A 22,142-nucleotide genomic window follows, 5' to 3' on the forward strand; every position below is an offset into this window, starting at 1 on the left:
ATCCGATGTCCCCGTCCGGCAAGCTGGACGGGCAGCGGCTTTAGACGCCCTCCACGGCGTCGAGCAGCGAGGCGCGAGCCGCGTCAGAAGGGAACGGGAAGTGTCCTTGAATCTGGCGATGTACGAATGGTTCGACAGGTCGGCCGATGCCCATCCACAACTGCTCGCACTGAGTGTCGGCGACGTCGACCTCACGTATTCGGCCCTTGCTCAAGCGTCGGGCGCAGCGCGGGCGGCAATCGTGGGTGACAGTGCCGGACGAAGGGGAGGACGGCCTCGGCGGATCGGAATTCTCGCGTCCCGCAGCGCCGCCACATACATCGCCTACCTGGCCGTGCTGCGCGCGGGAGCCACGGTCGTCCCGCTGAACGTCGAGCATCCGGTCGCCCGCAGTGCCCAGATCATTCGACTCGCGGAACTGGACGCGCTGGCATTCGCGGAATCCGAGGCCGAACTCGCCGCCGCGCTGCGCGCGGAAACCGGCGTGGCACTCGTCTCGATGACCGGCAACGGATCCGACTTCACCGACGGCTCAAGGACAGCCTCCGCTCCCCCGGCCGCTCCGCACCCCGACGACTTCGCCTACATCGTTTTCACGTCCGGATCGACAGGCACGCCGAAGGGGGTGCCCATCAGGCATCGCAACATCGCCTCCTGGCTGCCGTACATCGTCGAGCATTTCACCGACGGTCCGGGAGCGCGCGTCGCGCAGACCTCCGAACTGTCCTGGGACCTGTCGGTGTTCAACATGTTTCTCGCATGGGGTTCGGGCGGAGCGGTCGTCGTGCCGTCCAGGACGGACATGCTCACCCCGCCGCGGCACATTGCCGAGCACGGGATCACCCACTGGCATTCGACTCCGTCGTCCATAACGATGTCCCGCCTGCTGGGTGAGCTTTCCCCAGGCGTGATGCCAACGCTTCGATGGAGCATGTTCTGCGGAGAGCCCTTGACCGTGGACCACATCCGCGCATGGCAGGAGGCGGCGCCCAACAGCAGAATCGCCAATGTGTACGGCCAGACGGAGATCACCGTCTCGTCCGCGGTCTACGACCTGCCGGCGTCGCCTTCGGAATGGCCCGGCGAGCCGACGACGAGCCTGCCGATCGGGCGCCCCCACCCGTCGATCGAGTGGGCCGTCGTCGGGGAAAACGGCCAGGCGGCGGACGAGGGAGAGCTCCTGCTGCGGGGACCGCAACGATTCGACGGATACCTGGATCCCAAACAGCCCCGAGGGCCGTTCGTCCTTTGGAGCGGTGACGGCCTGGGTCCTTTCGGCGAGGCCGAAGAGCTGACGCCGGCCCACTGGTATCGCACCGGCGACCGCATAGCGCTCCGGGACGGTCAGCTGTTCTACCTGGGACGCCTGGACAACCAGGTGAAGGTACGGGGACACCGTGTCGAGCTGGGCGACATCGAGACGTCCTTGCGCGGTCATCCCGGGCTGGATGAGGTCGTGGTCGTGCCCTATGAGGCCCAGGCGGGAATCTTCGACCTCGCCGGCGTCTATTCCGGAGCGCATGTATCCGAAGACGAGTTGAGCGAGTTTCTGGCCGACAGGCTGCCGTCCTACATGGTGCCTCGACTTTTCCTGCGGCTGGAAAGGCTGCCTCTGAACCTCAACGGAAAGGTCGATCGACGGCGGCTCACAGAACAGGTCACCGCACTGATCGACCCTTGATCGGCGGGCCGTGCATCATTTGTGCGTCCTGCCGTATGCGGGCAATACCGTGATGCGCGCCGGCCATTCGGCTCGGGCGAGCAGGCGCAGTACGGCCCGCTTCAGCCGTTCCACCTCGTGCGGCTCCGGTTCCCTCACATAGAGGTCGAGCTCGTACCATGTCTCACCTCCGTCCGCGCGATACGGCCGCGTGGCGGACCACGCGACTCCTGGCACAGTGTCGGCGATCCGCCTGACCGACGACAACGCGACCTTGTGGCCGTGGGCCACCACACCTTCCGAACGGCGACCGCAGAAGTAGAGGTATCCATCCCCATCGATGCTGAAGAGGTCACCGGTGACGAGCTGCCGGTGATCGACCGGCGCGCGATCCGACCGGCCTTCGACGATGCCCAGCCTTCGGCGCATCACGGTGTCGGAGGTGACCAGCAGCTCACCGACACCGTTTTCGTCAGGCGCCCGTAACGTCACCCGCACTCCATCCAGCGGCCGGCCGACGGAGGAGAGGCGCTCGGCCGGCTCGCGGTGGGCGGCCAGCGTGCTCACCCTCGGGCCCGCCTCGGTCAGTCCATAGGTGAGGTACAGCTCAAGGTCTGACGCCTGCCGCAGGAGCCGCCGGGCGTTCTCCGGCTCCAGCGCGTCGCCGCCGACGGTGAGCATCCGCAGCGAGCCAGTCCGCCACCCATCCGGGGTCAGCAGGGTTCGCACCAGGTAGGGAGTGAGCGACGAACTGGTGATCCGGTGATCGGCCAGCACCGTGGCGTATGCCGCTGGGCTCAGGAGTGGAGGCGACAGCACGAGCCGGCTTCCGGTGAGCAGGCCGGCCAGAGCCTGGGCGACCAAGGCGTACGAGAAGTTGAGCGGCAGGTTCACCAACACGGTGTCGGAGGATCTCAGCCCGACCGATTCGGCGTGCCGGCGCGCGTTGAGCAGAAGCGAGGACACGCGATGCAGACATGCGCTGTGGGTTCCCGACGTTCCCGAGGTCAGGAGCACGACGTCGTCCCGCTCGTACCGTTCGGGTTCGACGTGCGGCAGCCTGACGCAGTCGACCACGCCCACGCCCTGCCGTTCGCCGGGGACGGGCGCGACGGCGCCTCGCGGCACGATCAGCAGGCGGGCGCCCAACGCGGCGGCGAGTTCGCGCACCCGTGGGGTCGGCGTGCTCAACGGGAGCAGCGCGGGGATGCCGCCCGCGAAGAGCACGCCGAAGAAGCACGCCAGCAGGGCCGTGCCGTTCGGCATGCGGATCAGGACCAGTTCTCCGGCTCGAATGCCGCGACCGGTCAGCTCGTGGGCGATCCGCCCCGCCGAGACCGGCGTCCGCGCGTCGGCGTCCAGGTCGACGACGCCGTCCAGGTACGTCTCGACCTCGGGTAACGGAGGAAGGTCAGGAGCGGTCGTCATGTCTTATCTTCGGTCGAGACGCCGCAGGACGCTTACCCGCACGTCATGATCGGCACTGGCTTCGATCTCGTGCTCGCACACGACGACATGTCCGCAGCCGCTTGCCAGCCAGGAGTACGCGATCATCGCCGTCGTACGGCGCACGGCGTCCGGCGGCGACGTCAGCACCAGGCTCGGCCCGCGAAACCCGAAGACGATGCACGTCAACCCGGCCAGCGTTCCGGCGGTCGCGCCCGCGACCCGCGCGGGCGACAGTCTTCCGCTGCTCACGTTGCCCGCGAGTTGCCGCAGCGTGTGTCTCGTGGCCGTCTCGCTGACCGCCAGTACGCCGACGTCCGAGCGTTCTCCTAGTCCGTCCGCTCCGCCGAGAGTGACCAGCGACTCCCGTACCGCCTTGGCGATCAGCCCTGCGACGGGGTCGGTGTACCCGATGGCGGGCCCCAGCCTTTCACTGTCGTTCCCGGAGCCGCGTATCCGTGCGCTCGCTACGACGTCCAGCCGGGAATCGTCACCCCACATCGCCGGGCACCGCCTGAAAGACGAGAGCGGTGTTGAAGCCGCCGAACGCGAGGGTCACGCTGACGCCCAGGCCGGAACCGAGCTCACGCGGACCGCCGACGGGAACGGGGAGGGGAAAGTCTTGCGGCAGGTCGTCAAGCCCGTATACGGCCGGGGCGACACGCCTGCGCAGAGCCATGACGACGGCGATGGCCTCGATCGCGCCGGTTGCCCCGAGAGTGTGGCCGAACGCTCCCTTCGTGGCGAACACCACCGGCTTCCGCACTCCTCGGAACAGCCGGGACAGCGCGATGGCCTCGACGAAATCGTTGGCCTGTGTGCCCGAACCATGGGCGTTGACCACGGCGACCTCGTCGGGGACGGCCCCGGCCGCGGTGAGCGCCCGTTGGAGGGCCAACAGGACGCCGTCGCCGGAGGGGTCCGGTCCCGCCATGCTCGCGGCGTCGTTCGATGCGCCGCTCCCGCGCACGATCGCGTAGACGGGCGCCCCCCGCCGCCGGGCGGAACCGAGTGGTTCCAGTACGCAGAACGCGGCCCCCTCCCCCAGGAGTGTGCCGTCGTGGCGCCGGTCGAAGGAGCGCAGCAGCGTTGGCGACATGGTGCCGAGCGCGGTGTGCGCCAGGCGCTTCGCAGGGGTGAGGATGTCGGCGCCCCCGCACACACACGCCTGCGCCTCGCCTTCCTCGATCAGCCGCGCCCCCACGGCGATGGCATCGGATCCGGACGAGCACGCGGAGGACAACGAGAGCGGCGGACGGGATACCCCGGACTTCAGCGACGCCTCGGCCACCCACGCGTGCAGCCCGTCGACATCGGGATCATCGAGGTGCGGGCCGAAGCTCGTGCCGACGATGATCAAGGGATCCGCACGCGTGCCGAGGCCGGCGTGGCCCATCGCCCTGGTGAGGGTCGCCGAGGTGAGGTCCACCTGCCTGCGGAGCGGGTCCCAGGTCTGGGGCGGGGAGTCGAGCGGGGCCGCCAACAGGTTGCGCAGCGGATGGTCCGACTCGACCTCGCGCAACCCGCTCCGCCCCTGCAGCAGCCTCAGCCACACGTCGTCGAGGCCGGTGCCGAGAGCTGTGGCCCAGGCCATCCCGGTGACCGCCACCGCCTCTTTCACCACAGCTGTCGCCCCAGTTCGTCGACCTTGACGCGGATCAGCGAGGCGCGGAAGGCCGCGACCGATCGGCCCTCCACAGTGGCCCGGCCCGAAAAGTGGAAGGTGTTCTCGATCAGACGGTCGGAGTTGACGTCGAAGACGATCCGGTCGCCCGGCACGACGATCTTCGTGAACCTGCACTGGATCGAACCGATCAGGCTCAGCTCGTCGTCTTCGAGCATCGAGGTACTCATCTGGTAGAGGATGATGCCGGATTGCGCGAACGCCTGGATGAGATGGCTTCCCGGATAGATCGCCCGTTCTGGGAAGTGTCCGGAGATGACGTCCATCGTTCCGGAGACGAGTGTCAGGCTGCGAAGACGCCTGCCCGGTTGATAGTCCAGGACCCTATCGATGTAGATCATGGGGTGCCGGTGTCGCAACCACTGCTTGATCTCGGTGAATCCCAGCGTGCTGGGGGTCTCCTCAGTCATCCGAGCCTCCCGCGAGACAGGCCTGGAGCCCGTATCGGACCTCGTCCGGCAACGGTACGGCCAGACCGTCGGTACGACGGGCCACGCACATCACGAGACGACCGCGCGCCAGCAGGTCCTCCTCGGGCCCGGTGCGACCGTCGCGGCACAGGGTCCCGGCCAGCCGGAACGCGGCTCCGCCGACATGCTCCACCGTGGTTGCGATACGCAACGTGTCGGCGTATCGGGCGGGTCTCACGTACTTCATCTGCAGCTCGGCGACGACCAGCTCGAATCCCTTCAAGCCGAGCCACCCGAGTCCGAAACCGAGTCGGTCGAGATTCTCAAGGACCGCGGTCTCCAGGAGCGATGCGTACCGTGCGAAGTGCAGGACACCCGACGCGTCGGTGTCCACGTGTTCCACCGATCGGAAGATCTCACGAAACTCCTTCACTCGGACGCCCGCACAAACGTGCGTGAGCCGGCGACGATCCTGTCCACCATCTCGTCGATCTCCGCCGGGGACGTGATCAGCGGGGGTGCGATGCGCATGGCCGGGAAGAGATAGCGCTGACCGCCTGTTCGCCGGCCCGCTCCCGCCATGAACTCGACGTACACACCGGCTCGGATCACATGTTCGCGCAGGCCGGCCATTCTCGCCGAGGCGGGTTCGGTGAGCTCGACGCCGTGCAGCACCCCGACACCGCGCGCCTCCCGGTACACAGCCGGAAACGCCTCGACGAGCTCTTTCCGAAGCAGTATGCCGAGTTGCTTGCCGAGAATCGCGGAGTGGTTCAGCAGATCGTTCCCGACAATGACCTCCAGGCCCGCCCGGATCACCGCGCAGGCGATCGGCCGCAGATCCGAGGTCGCCACCGCCCCGGAGCCGCGAACGGTGAGCGAACGCCGCGCGATGACCATCGACGCCGGCACCGTCCCCATGCCGAGACTCTTCCCGATGACCGTCACATCCGTCGGAATCGGACCGTGCTCGTCCGTCATGGCGAGAAACGCACCCGTCTTGCCGAAGGTGAGGACCTCGTCGGCCACCAGGAGTGCGCCGCTGTCGCGCACCAGGTCGGCCAATCGGCGCAAATATCCGCGAGGAGGGAGCAGAATCCCCGCGTCGCCCTGGACAGGTTCGACCACGACGGCCAGCAGCCTGTGACCGTTCTCCGCGACATACGCTTCCAGGGCGTCCGCGTCACCGAACGGCAGGTGGTCGACGGCTATCCCGTACGGTCGCGCCGTGTCCGCGCCCGGCAGACCCACCCGGAAATGGCGCCGGTTGAGCAGCTGGACCAGACCGCCCGTCCAGCCGTGCCAGGCCCCCTCGAAGGCGAGGACGAGATCACGCTCGCCCCGGTCCGCCGATAACCGCATCGTGTGACGGTCGATTCGTGACTCCCATACGAGGCGCATCGCGAGTTCCATGCCCTCGGAGCCGGAGTTGCGACCGCTGACGTGGTAGTCGCCCGGCGGGAAATGATCGGACAGCAGTCCGTCGTCGCCAAACAGCTCGATCAGAAGCCGCGCCCGTTCCAGGGAGCCGATTTCGTCGGTGGCCTGCTCCAGCAGGGCGCCTCGGGCCAGCGCCCGGACCATCGCCGCGTGACCCATGCCCAGGCAGGCGCTAGCGTAACCACCGCTCGCGTCGAGGACTTCCCACGTCCTGCCCGCGCCGGGGCCGCCCAACTCGGTCATCCGCTGCCGCGATCCGCTGCCGCCCACGGCGGCGAACGGCAGGCGACCGGATGCGTAATGGTCGAGGTGAAGCTCCCGGCCGCGCTGCAGAATCTGCAGCATCTCGGGCGTCGTGATGTCCGTCACGATTCAGCAGGCCCCTGGATGCGGCGCACGAGATCGGCGACGGTGTGCAGGCTCTTGAAATTCTCCGATGAGAAGTCCTTGTCCTCGATCTTCACACCAAAAATCATCTCGCATTGCACTCGGAGCTCGACGAAAGCCAGGGAGTCCAAGCCGTGCACGGCTCGGAGACTGTCTTCCACGCCTATCTCATCCGGCCCTGCTTCCACAAACAGATCGTTATGCAGAACTCGTCGAAGCCGATCCTCGATCTCCATGGAACCCCTCCGTGTCCAGCGGACGGCCGGCAGGCCGCCGAGACATCAACTCAGCCCCCGGCCGGTCGGCCGACCACCTACTTGCCTCGCGCCTTGAACGGCGCACCAGAAAACAGCGGGAAAGGGTTGATCAGCTTGGGCTGCCATCGGGGAGTCCCGATATCGGCGCCTTCCACTTTCAACACCCCGAGTCGCTCCAGCCGCCGGACGGCGGTCGTCCGCGGATCGGTGTCGGCCGAGGCGACCCAGTCACGCCACGTCGCCCACTTTTCGTGGTCGTATGCGTGTCCTGAATAGTCGCCCGTATGCAGGATGGCATCTCGGATGAGCTCGCCTTGTTCGGTGCCGGCCAGAGCGGGATAGAGAAAGTACGAGGTGTCCCAGGACAGCCTGAGGCTCCCTCCCGCCGAAGCGTGCAGCAGATTGGAGTGGAAGGCGATCACATCGCCGGGCTCCGTCTCGATGTCATAGGAGGGGATGGACCACTCTCGGGAATCCACCGACACTCCCTGCCGGTGCGGGTCCTGACTCATATGCTCCCAGAAGGCGGTCCACGGCACCCCCAGATGAGATCCGGGCATCACCTGAAGCCGGCCGGAATCGGGAGTGCACGCGTCCAGGTAGACCATGAACTTGACACCCTGCACTTCGGCAGCCATGTCGGAATGCCACCTGGTGTTCGCGCAGTAGCACGTCGCCTCACTGTTCGTGGGCACGGTGGGCCCGCCCATGAGGTGGTGTGACGCCTGCCAGAATCTGGGATCGTCGGCCACCAGGCTGGAGGCGAACGGAGTGTCGGCGTTCATCGTGGGAACGACGTAAGCGGGCACCGCGGCCGCGTCGACGTCCTCGTCCCAGACGGTGGCCCCGTACGCCTCCGTCAGGGCAGTGACGGATTCGGCGCGAAGCCGCGCCGTCTCGGTCTCGGTCAGCAGTCCGCGAAGGACGACGAATCCAAATGCCTTGAAATGCGACACACTTCGATAATCAATCACGAATTTCCACCATCACCACGCGAGGGAATCACGGCACCGGCCCCACGAAGGTCGCATCAGCCGACAACCGCCTAGGCAAGGCCGCCACGAGCACGCCTTCCGCGGCCTTCGGCACGGCACCGGAACCGCCTGTTGTTCTGAGGCCGGGTGTGCGCCATACCGACCTGGCCGCCTGCAGCGGGAGCGGGCCGGAAAGGACACGCGATGTCAGGCTTGAAGCAGTAACGAAACACAATCTGATTTTAAACAACACGCGAGGCCCCTGGCATATTCGAAACAATCTTGCCCCGACAGCTCCAACACCAGAGGCTTCGCCACATCCGTACCCGGCCACGCCGGCGGTCAGCTAAAAGCCTTGGCCGTCAGCGTGCCCAGTCCGAGCCGAAAACAGTCCACGGAGCTCCGCGTCCGCCTTCGACTTAGGCGTAGTGATAGAAATAGCGACCGGTAGGGTTTTTGCGCATCACACGGCCGATACCGACGGCCCTGGCGGCGAAGCGAATCACTCGCATGATTTGCATCCCTTCAACGAAGTTCGTGACCGAGTATTACCATCACTAACAGACTGTTTAAAAGTATTCCAGCCGAACCGGCGTGTCAAGCATGCGCGTTGATTCATCAAGAACCGTCGCGTGAGTCCGTACGGCGCCACCCCTCTTAATCCCCCGCCCGGCGGCATGCGACCGCAGACGGCCGGGGGCGCGGTCACGGCGCAGGAGAAATGCGTTTACGAAGGTGACACGCTGTGCGAGCAAACCAAGTGGCGATCGTGGCTCATGTGTCGTACGAGTACACGCGGCGCACGCCGGGGCGACGACCGGAGTATCACAGAACCACGCCCCCGGCCCTTGAGGCACAGTGCGATCGGACCGTCTCCCCGCGCCCGCACTTGACATGTCCTCGACGGCGAAACATCGGAATTGCCCGAGCGACGATCACACTCGGTCACAGGCTCCTTACAAGTACAACCGCACGGGGAAATAGCGGCCTCCAGACCGTGCGGTCATCAGAGGGCCTCATTGTCGCTGGCCGGATGAGCGGATATAGCCACGCGATCCGGTCGTGCTCAGGCTGCCGGTATCAGTCATGCGGGCGGCGCGGAGGCTCAGGTGGCGATTCCGATGAATCAACACGCGAGCTTGACACACCGGTTCGGCTGCCATACTTTCGAACGGTCCGTTAGTGACGACTACCTTCGGTCATTGGCTACGCCGAAGGGGTGCGATTCGCTTCACTTCCAGGGCCTCCGGAATCGGCCGCATCGAGCACAGGGATCCCGCCGGACGCCTTTCCAGTCACTGCGGCCAGGTCGGAAGACACTTCGACGAGCGAGGCGAGGCCGATACAGCAATGGGCCTGCTGTTCAACAACAGTAATCTCTGGAAAGAAATCCTGAAGATAGAGAAGAGGCGCCGAGGACGGTCGGTTTATCGCACGCTGTCCGGCGAAATCATCGTCTGCCATCCAGAGCTGGCCCGTACGACGCTGGCCGGAACGGATGAATCCCTCGCACGCACTCCCCCGTTCTGGCGAAACGGTTCGGGCCCGCTGCCGGACGAGGCGCGGAAGGCGCTGAACCGGTGGGTGGTGCAGCGGCTCTACGAACAGGACCCCGTGAAGTCCGCCGGGATCGCCGTGGAGCGCATCCTCTCCGGTGACGGAGATCTGCACCGCATATGCGTCCGGAGCCTGGTGGACGCGCTCAAGGTTCCCATGGGCTGTGGAGCGAGCGAACAGCTTGAGGGCGCCGTGCGGACGTTTTTTGAGAGCGTGTTCGTCCCGACCATTCTGGGAACCATCACAAAACGGCAGAACGAGAGGCTGTTCGAGAGCAGCTCGGTGGAAGCCGGAATGTGTCTGGCGGACTCCTGGCCGGAACTCTTTCCCGCGAACCTCGGCTTCGAGGGGGAGCCGGACTTTCCGGCCAGGATCGGCGACCTGTACCTACGCCGGACCGCGGCGTTCGTCGCCTCGACGTCCATCGCCTTGGCCTGGATTCTGACCGTTCTGTTTTCCGACAGCCAGTTGGCTCTGCGCGGACCGGTACCGCGTCGGGAACTCGGTGACATGGACCCCCGGTGGATCGCTCTGGAGTGTCTCCGGCTGTGGCCGCCTTCGTGGCGACTCCGGCGAACGGTGGTAAGCGATCAGAGCGTGGGGCCCGTCTCGGCATTGACCGGCGACGAGATCCACGTATTCGTCTACGCGGTTCAGCGCCACCCGGATGTGTGGGCTCATCCGGACGAGTTCAGGCCGAATCGCTGGCAGGAGGCGTCTCCGCGAGGGCTGCTGTCTTTCGGGAGCGGCCCAGGGTCGTGCGTGGGTGCACGATTCGCCACCGAATGGCTCACTGCGGCTGTGTCCATGCTACGGACGGAGCGTCTCAAGGTCAGCAGGATCGGTCGCCATCCGCACGCCACAACGAGTTTCTCGCCGCCGGTTTCGCATGTGAGTCGAATCTAGAGAGGCTGGGAATGGGCCTTGAACTCCGCTTTCTGACCACGGTGCCCCGAGTGGCGGATCCCGCGTTGTCCGCGCGTTCGGCCATTGACGTGACGCGATGGGCGGACGAGTTCGACCTCGACGGAGTTCTGCTGTTCACCGGAGCAGGCGCCGTCCTCGACCCATGGGTCGGCGCGACTGCGATCGTCTCGGCCTCCCGTCGCCTCGTGCCCATGGTCGCCGTCAATCCGCTGTACACCCACCCATTCGCCGCCGCCCGGTCGCTCCTGTCCATCGCGGAGCTCTACCGGCGCAGGGTGGATCTGAATTTGATCACCGGGGCGGCGGTGAGCGAACTGGCCGCCGTCTGCGACGACCTTGACCATCGGGATCGCTATGCGCGCCTTCAGGAATACGCCGAAGTGTTGATGCTTCTCCTGGACGGCGGGCCGGTCACCTGGAACGGCCGGTTCTACCGGACGAGTGATCTGCGACTGACGCCGTCGCTGCCCGCCGACCTCCGACCGAGGATGTACCTTGCCGGACGCTCCGACGACGCCGGCCGTACCGCCAAGTCACTCGGAGCGATCCCGATGGGAATGTATCCGTCGACCCCCGAGAAGGTCCCGCACGGCCTGGGCGCGGTGAATGTGGGTGTCGTCGTGCGCCCCACGGCCGCCGAGGCGGCGACCGTGGCACGGCTGCGCTTCCCGGACGACCCCGTAGGTCGCGAGATGCTCCGGCTGAGCATGGGGAACACCGATTCGGTGTGGAAACAAGACCTGGCGGTCGAGAACGAGAACGAGGACGGAAGCGGCTCCTGCTTCACGCTGACCCCTTTCCGTTCCTTCCAGGCGGACTGCCCGTATCTAGTCGGCGACTACGACGCCGTCGCCTCGAACCTCGGCATGGTGATCGCGAAAGGCGTGCACACCGTCCTCTTCGACACGCCCATGACGCGGGCCGACTTCGAGCACATGGGAGTCCTCGTTCAACGGCTGCGAGCATGGGCGGGGACCCAGCCATGAGCCACCGCTTTCCCGTGGACCGCACTTGCCCGTTCGCGTTGCCGGAGGCCTACTCCGACATGAGAGCCGAGGCGCCGGTCGTGTCCGTGGACCTGCCGGGCGGGCCGATCTGGCTGATCACACGGAACGAGGAAGGGCATACGCTGCTCAAGGATCACCGCGTCAGTACGAGCCCGACGACGCCTGGCCATCCTTACGCGAAGTTCTCCGCCGATCCGCCGCTTCCGGAGGTGATCGAGGCTCAGTCCCGCGATTCGGCAGGCGAATTCGTCGACCTCGACCCGCCCGAGCACACCCGATTCCGCCAGGCATTGGTCCAGGAGTTCAGCCTGAGGAAAGTCAACGAGCTGCGACCGAGCATCCAGCGGACCGTGGACCGGCTCATCGACGCCGTCGAGGCTCAGGGCACGCAGGCTGATCTCGTCAAGGCTGTGGCGCTCCCGCTTCCGGCTCTGACGCTCTGTCAGATGCTCGGCGTGCCGTCGCGCAACCACGACTTTCTTCTCTCCCGTATCCGGGCGACCGACAATTTCCCGCTGGTGGATCCGCTGGCCAAGGTGACCGCGATCGTGGAGATGCGGGACTGCATCGCTTCGCTCGTTCAGGAGGCTTCACAGTCCCCGGGAGACGACATCGTCGGCCGGCTCCTCGAAACAGGGGCCTTCACCCGGGAAGAAGTCGCCGGGGTCGCGTTCTTTCTGCTGACCGCCGGCCACCTCACCACATCGAACATGATCTCGCTCGGCGTGCTGACGCTGCTGCGCCACCCCGGCCTGCTCGACGAACTGAAGGGCAACCCCGAATTGTGGAGGCCGGCGGTCGAAGAACTGCTGCGCTTCCACAGCATCACCGACTGGTTCACCTTCGATCGCGTCGCGACGGAGGACATCTCCCTCGGTGGCCAGACCATTCGTGCCGGGGACGGAATCTTCGTGCTCGGCGCGTCGGTCAACCACGACGAGCGCGTCTTTTACCACCCTGGCGAGTTCGACATTCATCGCGACACGGGAAGGCATCTGGCCTTCGGTCACGGCATACATACCTGCCTGGGCGCGAACCTCGCTCGCGCGGAGATCGAGATCAGCCTGCGCACGCTCTTCACCCGCCTGCCCGGACTACGGATCACCGTCGAAGACGACGAGCTGGCTCTCAGGACGGATGGCGCCCCCTTCGGCGTGTACGAACTACCGGTGGCATGGTGACGGCCTCCCCGTACGACCCGGTCTGATACTCGCCGGGCCGATTCCCGGCATCAGACCGCGCACCTAGGAGGAGGGGGCGGGGCCTCGCCATCGCCCGAGGGGTCGCCACCGTCCGTGGAAGCCTGTCCGGTGAAGTGACGCAGTTCTGAGCTGAGCGAGGCCAGCGCGGCGGTCAGGCCGAGCAGCCCGCCCAGCGCGACGAGCGCCCCGGCGCCGCCCAGCGCTGCGGCCAGAGCCCCGCCGAGGACCGGCCCCAGGGGCTTGAGCGCCGTCCCGCCCAGGCTCAGGACTGCGCCCATCCGGCCGAGCATCGACTGCGGCACCATACGCGCGACGACCACGCCCATCACCACGTTCAGCGAGGGGGTCGCCAAGGTGATGAACACCAACGGGATCATCGGCCACCATGCCCCCCAGGGCAGTGCCGTGGCCGCCAGCGAGACGCCGAAGACCGTCACAACGGCCAGCAGTAGTTTGCCGGGAGGCAGGAGCCTGCTGATCCGGCCCGACAGCAGCGCACCGATCAGTCCGCCGATTCCGAGACCGGTCAGGACCACTCCGGTGAGGCGCGCATCACCACCGCGCTCACCGACGAGCACGATCAGCGGAATGAGAAACGCTCCGCCCAGCAGATTGAGAACCATCACCGCCGCGGTGACCTCGCGCAGGCCATGCTGGTGCCACAGCCATGCGAAGACCTCGGCCGCTTCCCGGCGCATGCCGCGCCGGCTTGGTCGCTGCTCCTGGCCGTCATCATCCCCTTCCGGGTTCTGCGGCTCGTCCGTCGGACGGCGCGGCACCTTCGCAAACACGTAGAACAGCGTGGCGGCGAGAAAGCTGATGGTGTCGGCGACGAATGGCACCGCCCGCCCCAGCCCGTACAGCACGCCGCCGAGCGGAGGGCCGAGGAGCCCCGCCGCGTGGGTACGGGCCTCCTCCTGCGCGTAGGCACTGTGCAGTTGGCTGGGCGGGACGATGCCGCGGATCGCGGTGTCTTGAACGGGACCGATGAACGCGGCGCACAGCCCGTCCAGCACCGCCAGCGTGACGAACTGCCAGATCTCCACGCGGCCGATGAGGATGAGCACCGTCAGCAGCGCGGAGACAACCGCCTGGAGGCCTTGGGCCATGATGAGCGTGCGGCGGCGGTCCCACCGGTCCACCCAGACGCCGGCCGGCATCTGAACCGCGACGAAGGCGAGGGTCCGAGCTCCGGCGACGACGCCTGCCAGCCCAGGCGAGCCGGTGAGCGCCAGCACCAACAGCGGCATGGCGAGCCTGGTGAGCTCCGACCCCAATTGGGAGACCGCACTACCAATCCACAGCAGCTGAAAACGTACGTTTTTGCGCAGCGGAACGATGTCTGTCACGAAGCGTCTTCCTTGGATGCGAGCACGGTCACCCTGCTTGAGGCGCCATTTACGGAGGCGGTGGGTTCACCGGTTTCGGTTTCGGACAGGGACGGTCGGGACCCGGAGAAAGATACCCACCGGAGATGGTGCTGTCCACCGAATCGAACGGTCGACGGCAAACGCGCCTTCTTTTGGGTTCCTGTGACGACCGGCGAACTCGGAGGGGGAAGGTTTCGCGCTCTCGCGAAGGAGATCGTCGCTGACGCCGTTCCTGTCCTGATCACCGATGAGAGCGCGACCAGCGAGGAGAGGCGCTCCACAGGGGCCGATCAGAGATCTCGGACCGCCGCCGGTCGAGGCGGCTCCTCGCAGCGAAAGCTACCAGCGCCTTTCGACGGGCCAGCCGGCCAGGGTCGCGCCAAGGTTGGCGCCCAGCCACTCCGCGGTCTTGCCCATCGCGTCAAGGAACTCTTCGGCACGCCTCCGCCCAATCTTGTTCGACCAGTAGAGAGACGAGACGAACTCCCCGGCCTCCAAGCGACAGACGCACTCAAGCTCGAACTCCAGGACGGTACCCATCACTGGAATGTTGACACTCTTCACTCCGGGAAAAGACAGGCCCACCACTTCATCCGGGTCCTGCTCCAGCCCAAAAACCACTTGTACCACAGGCGGCCGATTGACCGGTCTCAGGGAGGGGGTCGACGCCACCACCGCGTCGAAAGGAAGGTCGCGCCACACCAGGCCCTTGAAGATGGAAGCGCTGACGGAGTGCAACAGCCCCTCGGTCGTCATGTCCTCACGCACGGACACTTCCACAGGCACCATGTTAACAAAACAGCCGAATTCGTTTCTCGTCGATTCGTCGCGAGTGCTCATCGCCACGCCGACGATAAAATCCGTCTCGCCAGAGAATCTACATAGAAGCCCCGCGAAGAGTGCAAAGAATGCACCGAAGTCCGTGATGCCGAGGGAGCGCGCGTACTCCAGGAACGAGCCAACTCTGTGCACCGGCACCGATAAGGAAATACTTCCCTCGATAGAGCCTTCGGCATCCGACGGCGGAAGGCTGATCACCTTCGCCGACTCCAGTTCGGCGACACGCTCGCGAAGCGCAGAGGAATACTCCTCGGAAGCCAGCCACAGCTGCTCGCGCCGAATACGCTCAACCGGCAGCCGGCGAACCGGCACATCGCCATTCAGTCCCTTCGAACATTCCTCATAGAGTCGGCTCAGCTCGCTGGACAATATCCTCGGAGACTCTCCGTCGGCGACAATGTGATGCATCAGCACCACCAAAACCAATCGGTCGACGTCAATACGTAAGGCCTTCGCGCGCATCAAGGGCGGATGCTCGAGGTCGAACGACAAGCTTTCCTGCTCAGATATCCATCGCTCCACATCCGCAGACGAAACCGGAACACCTGCTCTGTCCTCGACGTCGAGTACGCTCTCATTCGTGGCGGGAATCGTGAACTGCACGATCGCGTCTTCATCCTGAGACAGTCCGGTACGGAGAACCTCGTGTCGACGAACCAGGCCGCGGAACGCGGCGTCCAGTACCCCAAGGTCCAAGGCGCCCTCCAACAGGAAGGCGTAGGCATTGACATAGACGGACCCGTCCGACTGAAATAGGCAGCTGAGCCAGATGCCACGCTGCTCGCTCAAAGCGGGCCGATAAACCCGTTCCGTTGCGCTCGCCGGCATGACTGCGCTTCCGCGAGGCCGTCCGGGTTCGATATCGATGCCCAACGATGCTCCTTCGTCGCACACTCCGGCCTCACCGGCTCCTCGGCAATCAGGCGAACCGAAGTCCGCTCTTCTACTGCCTATCGCAGTCGCGGAGGCAATGCAAGCCATCTGCACTATCGCCTGCCGCATCAAAGCACGGAACCGACCTCTGCGCATCGGTCGCACCCGGAAACGGAGGCGCCAACCTCGAATTCTCAGGGACTCTGTTATGCGAGCGCCGCCCCAGTGCCCGGTCGCATGACGGACTGCGGCGTTTCCCGGGTTGTACAGGTCGACTTCCTCGGCCACGCGATCGGCCCTGCCGGCGTACATTCGTGAGCAGATGCAGGTCGTCGCCGCCGACTCGCCTGCCTCTTCCCGGCTGTCTTCGTCGGCACGGTTAAGGTTTCGGAGAACCAGCCGACTTTCAGGCGTCATCAAAGTCTTCCACCACACCCCCCGGAAAGCAGCGCCATTCACATTCTCAAACGACACCGGCCGATACTCACCACCTCGCCCGGGATTGTGCGCCCGTACCCGTCGACTCCGAAGCAATGCGTCATATCGCAATAGTCGTCAACACCGGCAAGACCGGGGATGTATGAGGACGAACAGCCAGAAACCGAACTCCTCCCCGAACGGCTCATGGGAACCTCGCGTCGGGGGTCAGGTCATTTGGCGCCGCACGCCGTCACGATTCCGTCCCTGAAAACAACGACAATCGAGAAGGAGTTTGACATGGATCCGGTCCTGAAGGCCAAGCGGGAATATGCGGCCACCACCCGCCGGGAGCTACGGCGAATGCGGGAGAGCACACAGGGGCTGTCTGCCGACGCGGCAGGCGACTCGCCTGGATCACAGGCGTCCCGGCAGGCCCTGGAAACGGCGTTGAACGACCGCGTCGCCGCTCTCGTCGATCACCCCGACAGGCCGATATTCTTCGGGAGGCACAGCACTAGATGCAGCTGCGGGCTTTGGCGTGGCGCTGCGCCGGCGGCTCGGCCACGATTCTGGGGGATCTGGCGGACGCCACCGTGGGCAACACGATCCTGGGAAGGCGTCCTGTCGTGCCTCAACCTGAACGGTGAGGTCGTCGAACTCACACTGGGCGTTCGGGTTCCAGGCGAGGTCTCGCCTTTGCCGCACGACTTCTACCGTCCATCGCACCGTCGCTCGCCATTCCGCATTCGCTGCGCGCCGGAAGCGACTCGCTCCGCGTAGTACGCGTCGCCTCACTTGCGGAGCGGCTGTCCGCCGTCGTTGCCGAGGTTCTCGGCCGAGACGGATCGATCGGTGTGATCTGCTCGGAAGCCTCGGCGCCTTCGATGTCGGCCGCCCTGGACGCCATCGGCCATCGGGTGCTGTCGCCAGACAACTCAGCGGTCGAAGGCGCCGAACGGGTGAGCGTACTCGCGGACAACATCGCCAAGGGCCTTGAGTTCGATCATGTGATTCTGCTGGAACCCGCCGAGATCGCGGCAGCAAAGCCCGCAGGGCTGCCCAGACTGTATGTGGCGTTGACTCGTGCCGTGATCTCGCCGACAGTTCTCCACGTCGCAACCTTCCGGAGCAGCTTCGCTGATCTTCCGGCGCCGACCGTCGCTCTGTCTACGCGATTCGGTGATCGTGGAGACCGTCCATCCGACGAGCGGCTCTCAGCGGAGCCGAGGCGACTCGGCCCTTCTCATCTCGGCCATTCGTACGCCATGGATACCTGACGGTAGCCGACACCATCCCGCCTGATGGCGTTACGGAGCCGCCCTCCATGGACGCGAAATCGCGCTGCCGGCGGTAGTGCGATTTCGCGGGCCGGCGTGCAGGGAGGTTCGCCCTCTGAGCGTGGCGAGGGATGACTCGCCCGGCATTACCCGGTCTTGACGAGCGACAGGACTCTGCGCGCCCGACGACAACGAGGAGGCAGTCCAGCATGCCGTTCAGGCCGTCGCCCACCTGCGCAGCCTCGCCCTGAAGGCATGAGCCCGGTGAACTTCGGTCCGGCGCGCCGATACACCGATCAGCCTGTCAGCGTGCGAAACAGATGCGTGTGTCCGGGCAGGGTGTTCGCCTGGTGAACCGCATGGGACAGCCGCGATCGATAGTCGTTCCACCTGGGATCCAACAGAATACCAATCATGGTTCCGCTGTGGCAGGCCACGAGCCCCAGGCCGCCGATACTCCGGGAGATGTCACTTAGCGCCGCAAAGTTGCGGTTCGGCATCCGGGACTGATTTAGAGCTGCGCTCAACGTGCTGATCCTACCGACTTCGGCCACATCAGCAGATTCGACCGCGCGGCCGAGCTCGTCGAGCAGGCGCTGGTAGTGGCGCCGCTCCCCCGCATCATAACCGGGCGCGCGACTGTTGAACATCACCGTGTCCACCACCCCGCCCTGATCCACTGCCACCACCTGCAGGGCGGGAAGGCGGCCCAAGGTCCGCAGATGCTCACCACGACGATGATCAAAAGCCACGATTCCTGGGTGGATCACCCCGTCGGTGGGTTCGATGGCGGCCATCATCGCACCAAGTCGCGATAGCGGGATCCGACGTACGAGGGCCGCCATCACGGCGCGTGCCGTCGCCGCCATGTCAGCGGACGAACTGGCGAGTCCCTTTCCCATAGGGATGCTGCTGTGCAGAAAGAGCGAGCCGTCTGCCGAATGCCCCAGCTCGATCAAAAGCGCTTCGGCCAGCGCCGCGGCCTTCGTGCTGACCGCCGGATGCACTGTCAACCCGGCGCCAGGCGGTCGCAGTTCAAACCATGCACTCGACCAGCGAGCCATCGGCAGAGTGACGAGAAACCGCCCCTCACCACGGGCTTCGCCCGGCCCGGGTAAGGCTCCTTGCAGCAACTCACCAAAGGTGCCGTGCGCGGTGCCCATTCCCACTCGGCCGGCGGCAGGGTGAGGGCGGTCGATGAGGTGTCTGAGCGGCGTCATGACCGAATGCGTGAAGAACCGTGGTGCCGGTCGATCACATCGACAATCAGATCGGGATTGTGGCGGGCTATGTCGATCCCGCCGTCCGGGCCGGACGACGCCGGGGTGACGCCAGTGGGCGCTGAGGGAAGCGTCGGGTCGAGCGTGAGCTCGATGACCGGGCAGGCCAGACCGAAGTCTCCACCGAAGCCTTCGAATGCCTGCTCGGCCTCCGCCCAGTCGTGCCGCCACGCACGTGCGACGAAGGCCAGCCGGGCGGTGGTCACACCGTCGAACTCCACGTAGGCGCGACGGCGGCGAAGCCTGTCTGCGACTTCGTCGTCGGACAAGACGGTCGCGAGGGGATCCGCGTCCTCCAGGGCCACGATCACACCGCCCACCTCGATCCCACTGCGTTCCAGCGCCTGAGCGGTGAGTATGGTGGCGGCGGCTCCGGCCCCTTGACCCCACAGATAGAGCCCGGATCTGCCGCGCAATTCGTCGGCCAGATGCTCTGCCAGGCGAGGCAGCGAGATCAGCCTCTCGTGCGGACGGGCGAGGTCGTGCCCGGGTAACTCGACCGCCAACACCTGCAGACGATCCCCAGCTGCTTCGGCGAGCCGCTGGAAGTTGATCGCGTTGCCACCCGCGTCCGGCAGACAGAGCAATTCCGGCCGGCCCGTCCCTGCCCCGCTCAGTTCGTGGACATGGCGGACGGGAACGGCGTTGCCGGCCGCGCTCAGAATCTCCGCTTGATCGGCCAGCACGGAGTGGTTCAGCAAATCCGCCATCGCCAGCCGGTGTTCCAGCCGCAACAGGAGATGAATCGCCGACAGAGACGTGCCACCCAGCTCGAAGAAGTCGTCATACCGGCCCACCCTTCCGGCGGCCATGCCCAGTACCTCGGCCCACAAGGTGGCGAGTCGCTGTTCGGCCGGGGACGTCGGAGGTTCGAAGGCGCGGCGGTCGGCAGCCAGCGCGCCGGCGAGTCGCTGCAGCTCCGTCCGATCTGTCTTGCCGTTGTCGTTCAGCGGTAGCTCGGGCACCCGGAAATGATGGGCCGGAACCATGTACGCGGGGAGCCGGGCGGACAACAGGTCGTGCAGATCGATTTCAGTGAGGTCATCGGCGGACACGTAGAAGGCGACCAGGCGCCTGCCGTTGCCCTCGCCGACGGGGACGACGGCCGCGGCCGAGATTCCCGGGACGCTCTGCAACGCGGCCTGAATCTCCCCGATCTCTACTCGTAGCCCTCGAATCTTGATCTGGTCGTCTCGGCGGCCGAGGAACTCCAGTCGCCCCTCCGGCAGCCATCGGCCCATGTCTCCGGAGCGATACAGCGCCTCACCGGGAAAGTAGGGATCGGGGAGGAACACCTCGGCGGTGCGTTCGGGGTCGTTGACGTATCCGCGGCCGACGCATACGCCGGCGAAGACGATCTCTCCACGGGCTCCTTGGGGCATGAGCCGTTGCCGGTCGTCAACGACATAGACGCGCATGTTTCGCAGCGGCCGGCCGACGTTGACAATGGCCAGATCCCGGCGAGGGGGGCCATCCAGAATCTCATGCATCGTGTCGTCGCTGACTTCGGTCGCTCCGTAGGCGTTGATCAGGCGTACGCCTGGCACGACCGCGAACCAGCGATGCACCAGGTCGCTTTTGAGCGCCTCGCCCGTCACCGAGACCGACTTCAGACGAGGTAGCTCGACCGCCCCCGCCTCAAGGTGCGTGAGCAGCACCTCAAGATACGACGGCACGATCTGGATCGTGCTCACCCGATGCCGGATCAGCAGCTGCGCGAAGTCCTCGACCGTGAGCTGCTGTTCGGTATCGACGATCACGGTTGCCCCTCCGACCAGTAGCGGAGCGCACACCTGCCAGAGTGAAATGTCGAAGCACGGCGAAGCGGTTTGCGCCACGACGTCCTCGGGCCCCAGATCGTGGTCGTCGACCTTGGCCCAGAGGTGGTTGATCATGCCGTCATGGGCACAGACTGCGCCCTTTGGGCGACCGGTCGAGCCTGAGGTGAAGTAGACATATGCATTCTGGTGGAGTGCCGGTGTCGGCAATTCGACGCCATCGGCTTCACGGCTCAGGAGATCGTCGATCGGCAGCACGACACCCGACCAGGCCGATTCGGACACGGCACTCATCAATGAGCCGCCGTCGGCGTCGGCCAATGCCACCGTGCATTCGGCGCGGGCGAGTTGATCCTCGACGCGAGAAGGGGGAAAGTCCGGCCGGACGGGCAGGTACACGGCGCCGGCTTTCAGCACCCCGAGCAGAGCCACCACCCAGGCAGGATGGCGTCCACTCACCACAGCCACCGCCTGCTCGGCTGTGACGCCTTGACTACGCAGGTGAAGGGCCACTCTTTCGGAGGCCGCATCAAGCTCGGCGTAGGTCAGGGCATCTGTGCCGTGATGGACGGCGAACCGGGCGGGATGGGCTGCCACACGGGCCCGGAAGGCCGAAACGAAGCCGTCTGGGCCGTTGTCTATCCGCGGCCCGCACAGATCTTCCAGTTGGTAGCGCCGCTCCTCGTCGCTCAGCATCTCCGCCAGGTCTGCCGTGGCGTCCGGTTCGGAGAGCGCCATTGTGAGCGCGAAGACCAAGTAGCCCAGAACGCGTTCGGCGGCGATTCGCGATACGCGAGCTGTGTGGGTGATGCGAAGGTGCCCGTCGGCGACGTTGAACCGAATCAGCAGATCGGCCGCGTCGGAGGTCGCGGCACCGTAGAGGTCCACCGCGCTGTCTGGACGGCCGTGCAAAGGAGTATGGCGTAAGGCGTCGCCGAGAGCGCTCCAGCCGGTGTCGGCGACCCGCCCCTGAACGCACACCGCAGTGCCGTCCGGGGTAAAGCACGCTGTCACCACGTCCGGCTCGCCGACACACCGAGAAAGGACAGCCAGCCACGCGGACAACATCAACCGTTCAAGGGCCGCGGGATCTTGGGCAACACGCTGGAGCTGTTCGTGTAGCGGCGCCGGTAGCGTCCGCTCCCGGCTACCCTGACCTGGCTCCGCTTCCGGTAGAGCCCAGGGCGGCAGCGGCGTGGTGGGTGAAACGACGCCGGAAACGAGTTCCGTGTCTGCGTGGCTCATGCACTTCCCCGATCGACGGTTCCGCTGCTCAAGATCTTTTGCCTCCGAAAGAAACAGGATACGAGCATGGTCTGGGCGAGAGCCGAAACGACCGGCCACAGTCTTGTT

General features: G+C 65.8%; 17 protein-coding genes. 5 read left to right on the forward strand and 12 right to left on the reverse strand.

The features are described 5' to 3' along the window. Positions 1–118 precede the first annotated feature (118 nt). Positions 119–1,681 carry an AMP-binding protein gene (locus ACWDLG_RS22750; protein WP_449922776.1) on the forward strand — a complete coding sequence of 521 codons (1,563 nt, stop codon included), beginning with the start codon at positions 119–121 and terminating at the stop codon, positions 1,679–1,681. A gap of 15 nt (positions 1,682–1,696) precedes the next feature. Here the strand turns inward: ACWDLG_RS22750 and ACWDLG_RS22755 are convergent, their stop codons facing one another. The 8 genes from ACWDLG_RS22755 to ACWDLG_RS22790 form a co-directional block, all read right to left on the reverse strand. After that, positions 1,697–3,088, reverse strand: coding sequence for a class I adenylate-forming enzyme family protein (locus tag ACWDLG_RS22755; RefSeq protein WP_449922778.1), 1,392 nt, complete (start codon positions 3,086–3,088; stop codon positions 1,697–1,699). A 3-nt stretch (positions 3,089–3,091) separates the two neighbouring features. Next, a complete protein-coding gene (locus ACWDLG_RS22760; protein ID WP_449922780.1) occupies positions 3,092–3,607 on the reverse strand; it encodes a hypothetical protein in 516 nt (171 codons plus the stop codon). After that, positions 3,597–4,715, reverse strand: a complete 1,119-nt coding sequence (locus tag ACWDLG_RS22765) for a beta-ketoacyl synthase N-terminal-like domain-containing protein (protein WP_449922781.1) — start codon at positions 4,713–4,715, stop codon at positions 3,597–3,599. The genes ACWDLG_RS22760 and ACWDLG_RS22765 overlap by 11 nt, the downstream gene beginning before the upstream one ends. A gap of 8 nt (positions 4,716–4,723) precedes the next feature. Next, on the reverse strand, positions 4,724–5,200 hold the full coding sequence (locus tag ACWDLG_RS22770; protein WP_449922783.1) for a 3-hydroxyacyl-ACP dehydratase FabZ family protein: 477 nt from the start codon (positions 5,198–5,200) through the stop codon (positions 4,724–4,726). Further along, entirely contained in the window at positions 5,193–5,594 is a 402-nt protein-coding gene (locus ACWDLG_RS22775) for an acyl-CoA thioesterase (protein WP_449922784.1), read from the reverse strand. The genes ACWDLG_RS22770 and ACWDLG_RS22775 overlap by 8 nt, the downstream gene beginning before the upstream one ends. A gap of 35 nt (positions 5,595–5,629) precedes the next feature. Next, positions 5,630–7,009, reverse strand: coding sequence for an aminotransferase class III-fold pyridoxal phosphate-dependent enzyme (locus ACWDLG_RS22780; protein ID WP_449922786.1), 1,380 nt, complete (start codon positions 7,007–7,009; stop codon positions 5,630–5,632). Further along, the gene (locus ACWDLG_RS22785; protein WP_449922788.1) at positions 7,006–7,263 is read right to left on the reverse strand and encodes an acyl carrier protein; all 258 of its coding nucleotides are present in this window, start codon (positions 7,261–7,263) and stop codon (positions 7,006–7,008) included. The genes ACWDLG_RS22780 and ACWDLG_RS22785 overlap by 4 nt, the downstream gene beginning before the upstream one ends. 77 nt (positions 7,264–7,340) lie before the next feature. Then, positions 7,341–8,258: a phytanoyl-CoA dioxygenase family protein gene (locus ACWDLG_RS22790; RefSeq protein WP_449922790.1), complete on the reverse strand. Its 918-nt coding sequence runs from the start codon at positions 8,256–8,258 to the stop codon at positions 7,341–7,343. Between the two features lie 1,350 nt (positions 8,259–9,608). Between ACWDLG_RS22790 and ACWDLG_RS22795 the strand changes: the two genes are divergently transcribed. The 3 genes from ACWDLG_RS22795 to ACWDLG_RS22805 are packed head-to-tail and all read left to right on the forward strand — an operon-like array spanning position 9,609 to position 12,930. Then, a complete protein-coding gene (locus tag ACWDLG_RS22795; RefSeq protein ID WP_449922792.1) occupies positions 9,609–10,721 on the forward strand; it encodes a cytochrome P450 in 1,113 nt (370 codons plus the stop codon). An 11-nt stretch (positions 10,722–10,732) separates the two neighbouring features. After that, on the forward strand, positions 10,733–11,728 hold the full coding sequence (locus ACWDLG_RS22800; RefSeq protein ID WP_449922794.1) for an LLM class flavin-dependent oxidoreductase: 996 nt from the start codon (positions 10,733–10,735) through the stop codon (positions 11,726–11,728). Next, complete coding sequence (locus tag ACWDLG_RS22805; protein ID WP_449922796.1) at positions 11,725–12,930, forward strand: cytochrome P450; 1,206 nt, start codon at positions 11,725–11,727, stop codon at positions 12,928–12,930. The genes ACWDLG_RS22800 and ACWDLG_RS22805 overlap by 4 nt, the downstream gene beginning before the upstream one ends. Positions 12,931–12,980: 50 nt before the next feature. Here ACWDLG_RS22805 and ACWDLG_RS22810 read toward each other — a convergent pair whose 3' ends face one another. Continuing rightward, complete coding sequence (locus tag ACWDLG_RS22810; RefSeq protein WP_449922799.1) at positions 12,981–14,300, reverse strand: MFS transporter; 1,320 nt, start codon at positions 14,298–14,300, stop codon at positions 12,981–12,983. A 360-nt stretch (positions 14,301–14,660) separates the two neighbouring features. After that, complete coding sequence (locus ACWDLG_RS22815; protein ID WP_449922801.1) at positions 14,661–16,034, reverse strand: condensation domain-containing protein; 1,374 nt, start codon at positions 16,032–16,034, stop codon at positions 14,661–14,663. Positions 16,035–17,308: 1,274 nt separating this feature from the next. On the opposite strand from ACWDLG_RS22815, the gene ACWDLG_RS22820 reads away from it, so the two are divergent. Further along, positions 17,309–17,731 (forward strand): hypothetical protein, encoded by a 423-nt coding sequence (locus tag ACWDLG_RS22820; protein WP_449922803.1) that lies wholly within the window; start codon positions 17,309–17,311, stop codon positions 17,729–17,731. 296 nt (positions 17,732–18,027) lie between these two features. On the opposite strand, the gene ACWDLG_RS22825 is transcribed toward ACWDLG_RS22820, so the two are convergent. Then, complete coding sequence (locus ACWDLG_RS22825; protein WP_449922805.1) at positions 18,028–18,894, reverse strand: GHMP family kinase ATP-binding protein; 867 nt, start codon at positions 18,892–18,894, stop codon at positions 18,028–18,030. Between the two features lie 53 nt (positions 18,895–18,947). Continuing rightward, positions 18,948–22,034 (reverse strand): non-ribosomal peptide synthetase family protein, encoded by a 3,087-nt coding sequence (locus ACWDLG_RS22830; protein WP_449922807.1) that lies wholly within the window; start codon positions 22,032–22,034, stop codon positions 18,948–18,950. Positions 22,035–22,142 lie beyond the last annotated feature (108 nt).

This window comes from Nonomuraea sp. NPDC003727 (genome assembly GCF_053586935.1).

Coding starts and splice junctions, on each gene's coding strand:
- ACWDLG_RS22805 (WP_449922796.1), top strand. CDS start 11,725: ATGAGCCACCGCTTTCCCGTGGACCGCACTTGCCCGTTCGCGTTGCCG.
- ACWDLG_RS22760 (WP_449922780.1), bottom strand. CDS start 3,607: ATGTGGGGTGACGATTCCCGGCTGGACGTCGTAGCGAGCGCACGGATA.
- ACWDLG_RS22800 (WP_449922794.1), top strand. CDS start 10,733: ATGGGCCTTGAACTCCGCTTTCTGACCACGGTGCCCCGAGTGGCGGAT.
- ACWDLG_RS22825 (WP_449922805.1), bottom strand. CDS start 18,894: ATGGGCACCGCGCACGGCACCTTTGGTGAGTTGCTGCAAGGAGCCTTA.
- ACWDLG_RS22755 (WP_449922778.1), bottom strand. CDS start 3,088: ATGACGACCGCTCCTGACCTTCCTCCGTTACCCGAGGTCGAGACGTAC.
- ACWDLG_RS22750 (WP_449922776.1), top strand. CDS start 119: ATGTACGAATGGTTCGACAGGTCGGCCGATGCCCATCCACAACTGCTC.
- ACWDLG_RS22785 (WP_449922788.1), bottom strand. CDS start 7,263: ATGGAGATCGAGGATCGGCTTCGACGAGTTCTGCATAACGATCTGTTT.
- ACWDLG_RS22830 (WP_449922807.1), bottom strand. CDS start 22,034: ATGAGCCACGCAGACACGGAACTCGTTTCCGGCGTCGTTTCACCCACC.
- ACWDLG_RS22770 (WP_449922783.1), bottom strand. CDS start 5,200: ATGACTGAGGAGACCCCCAGCACGCTGGGATTCACCGAGATCAAGCAG.
- ACWDLG_RS22795 (WP_449922792.1), top strand. CDS start 9,609: ATGGGCCTGCTGTTCAACAACAGTAATCTCTGGAAAGAAATCCTGAAG.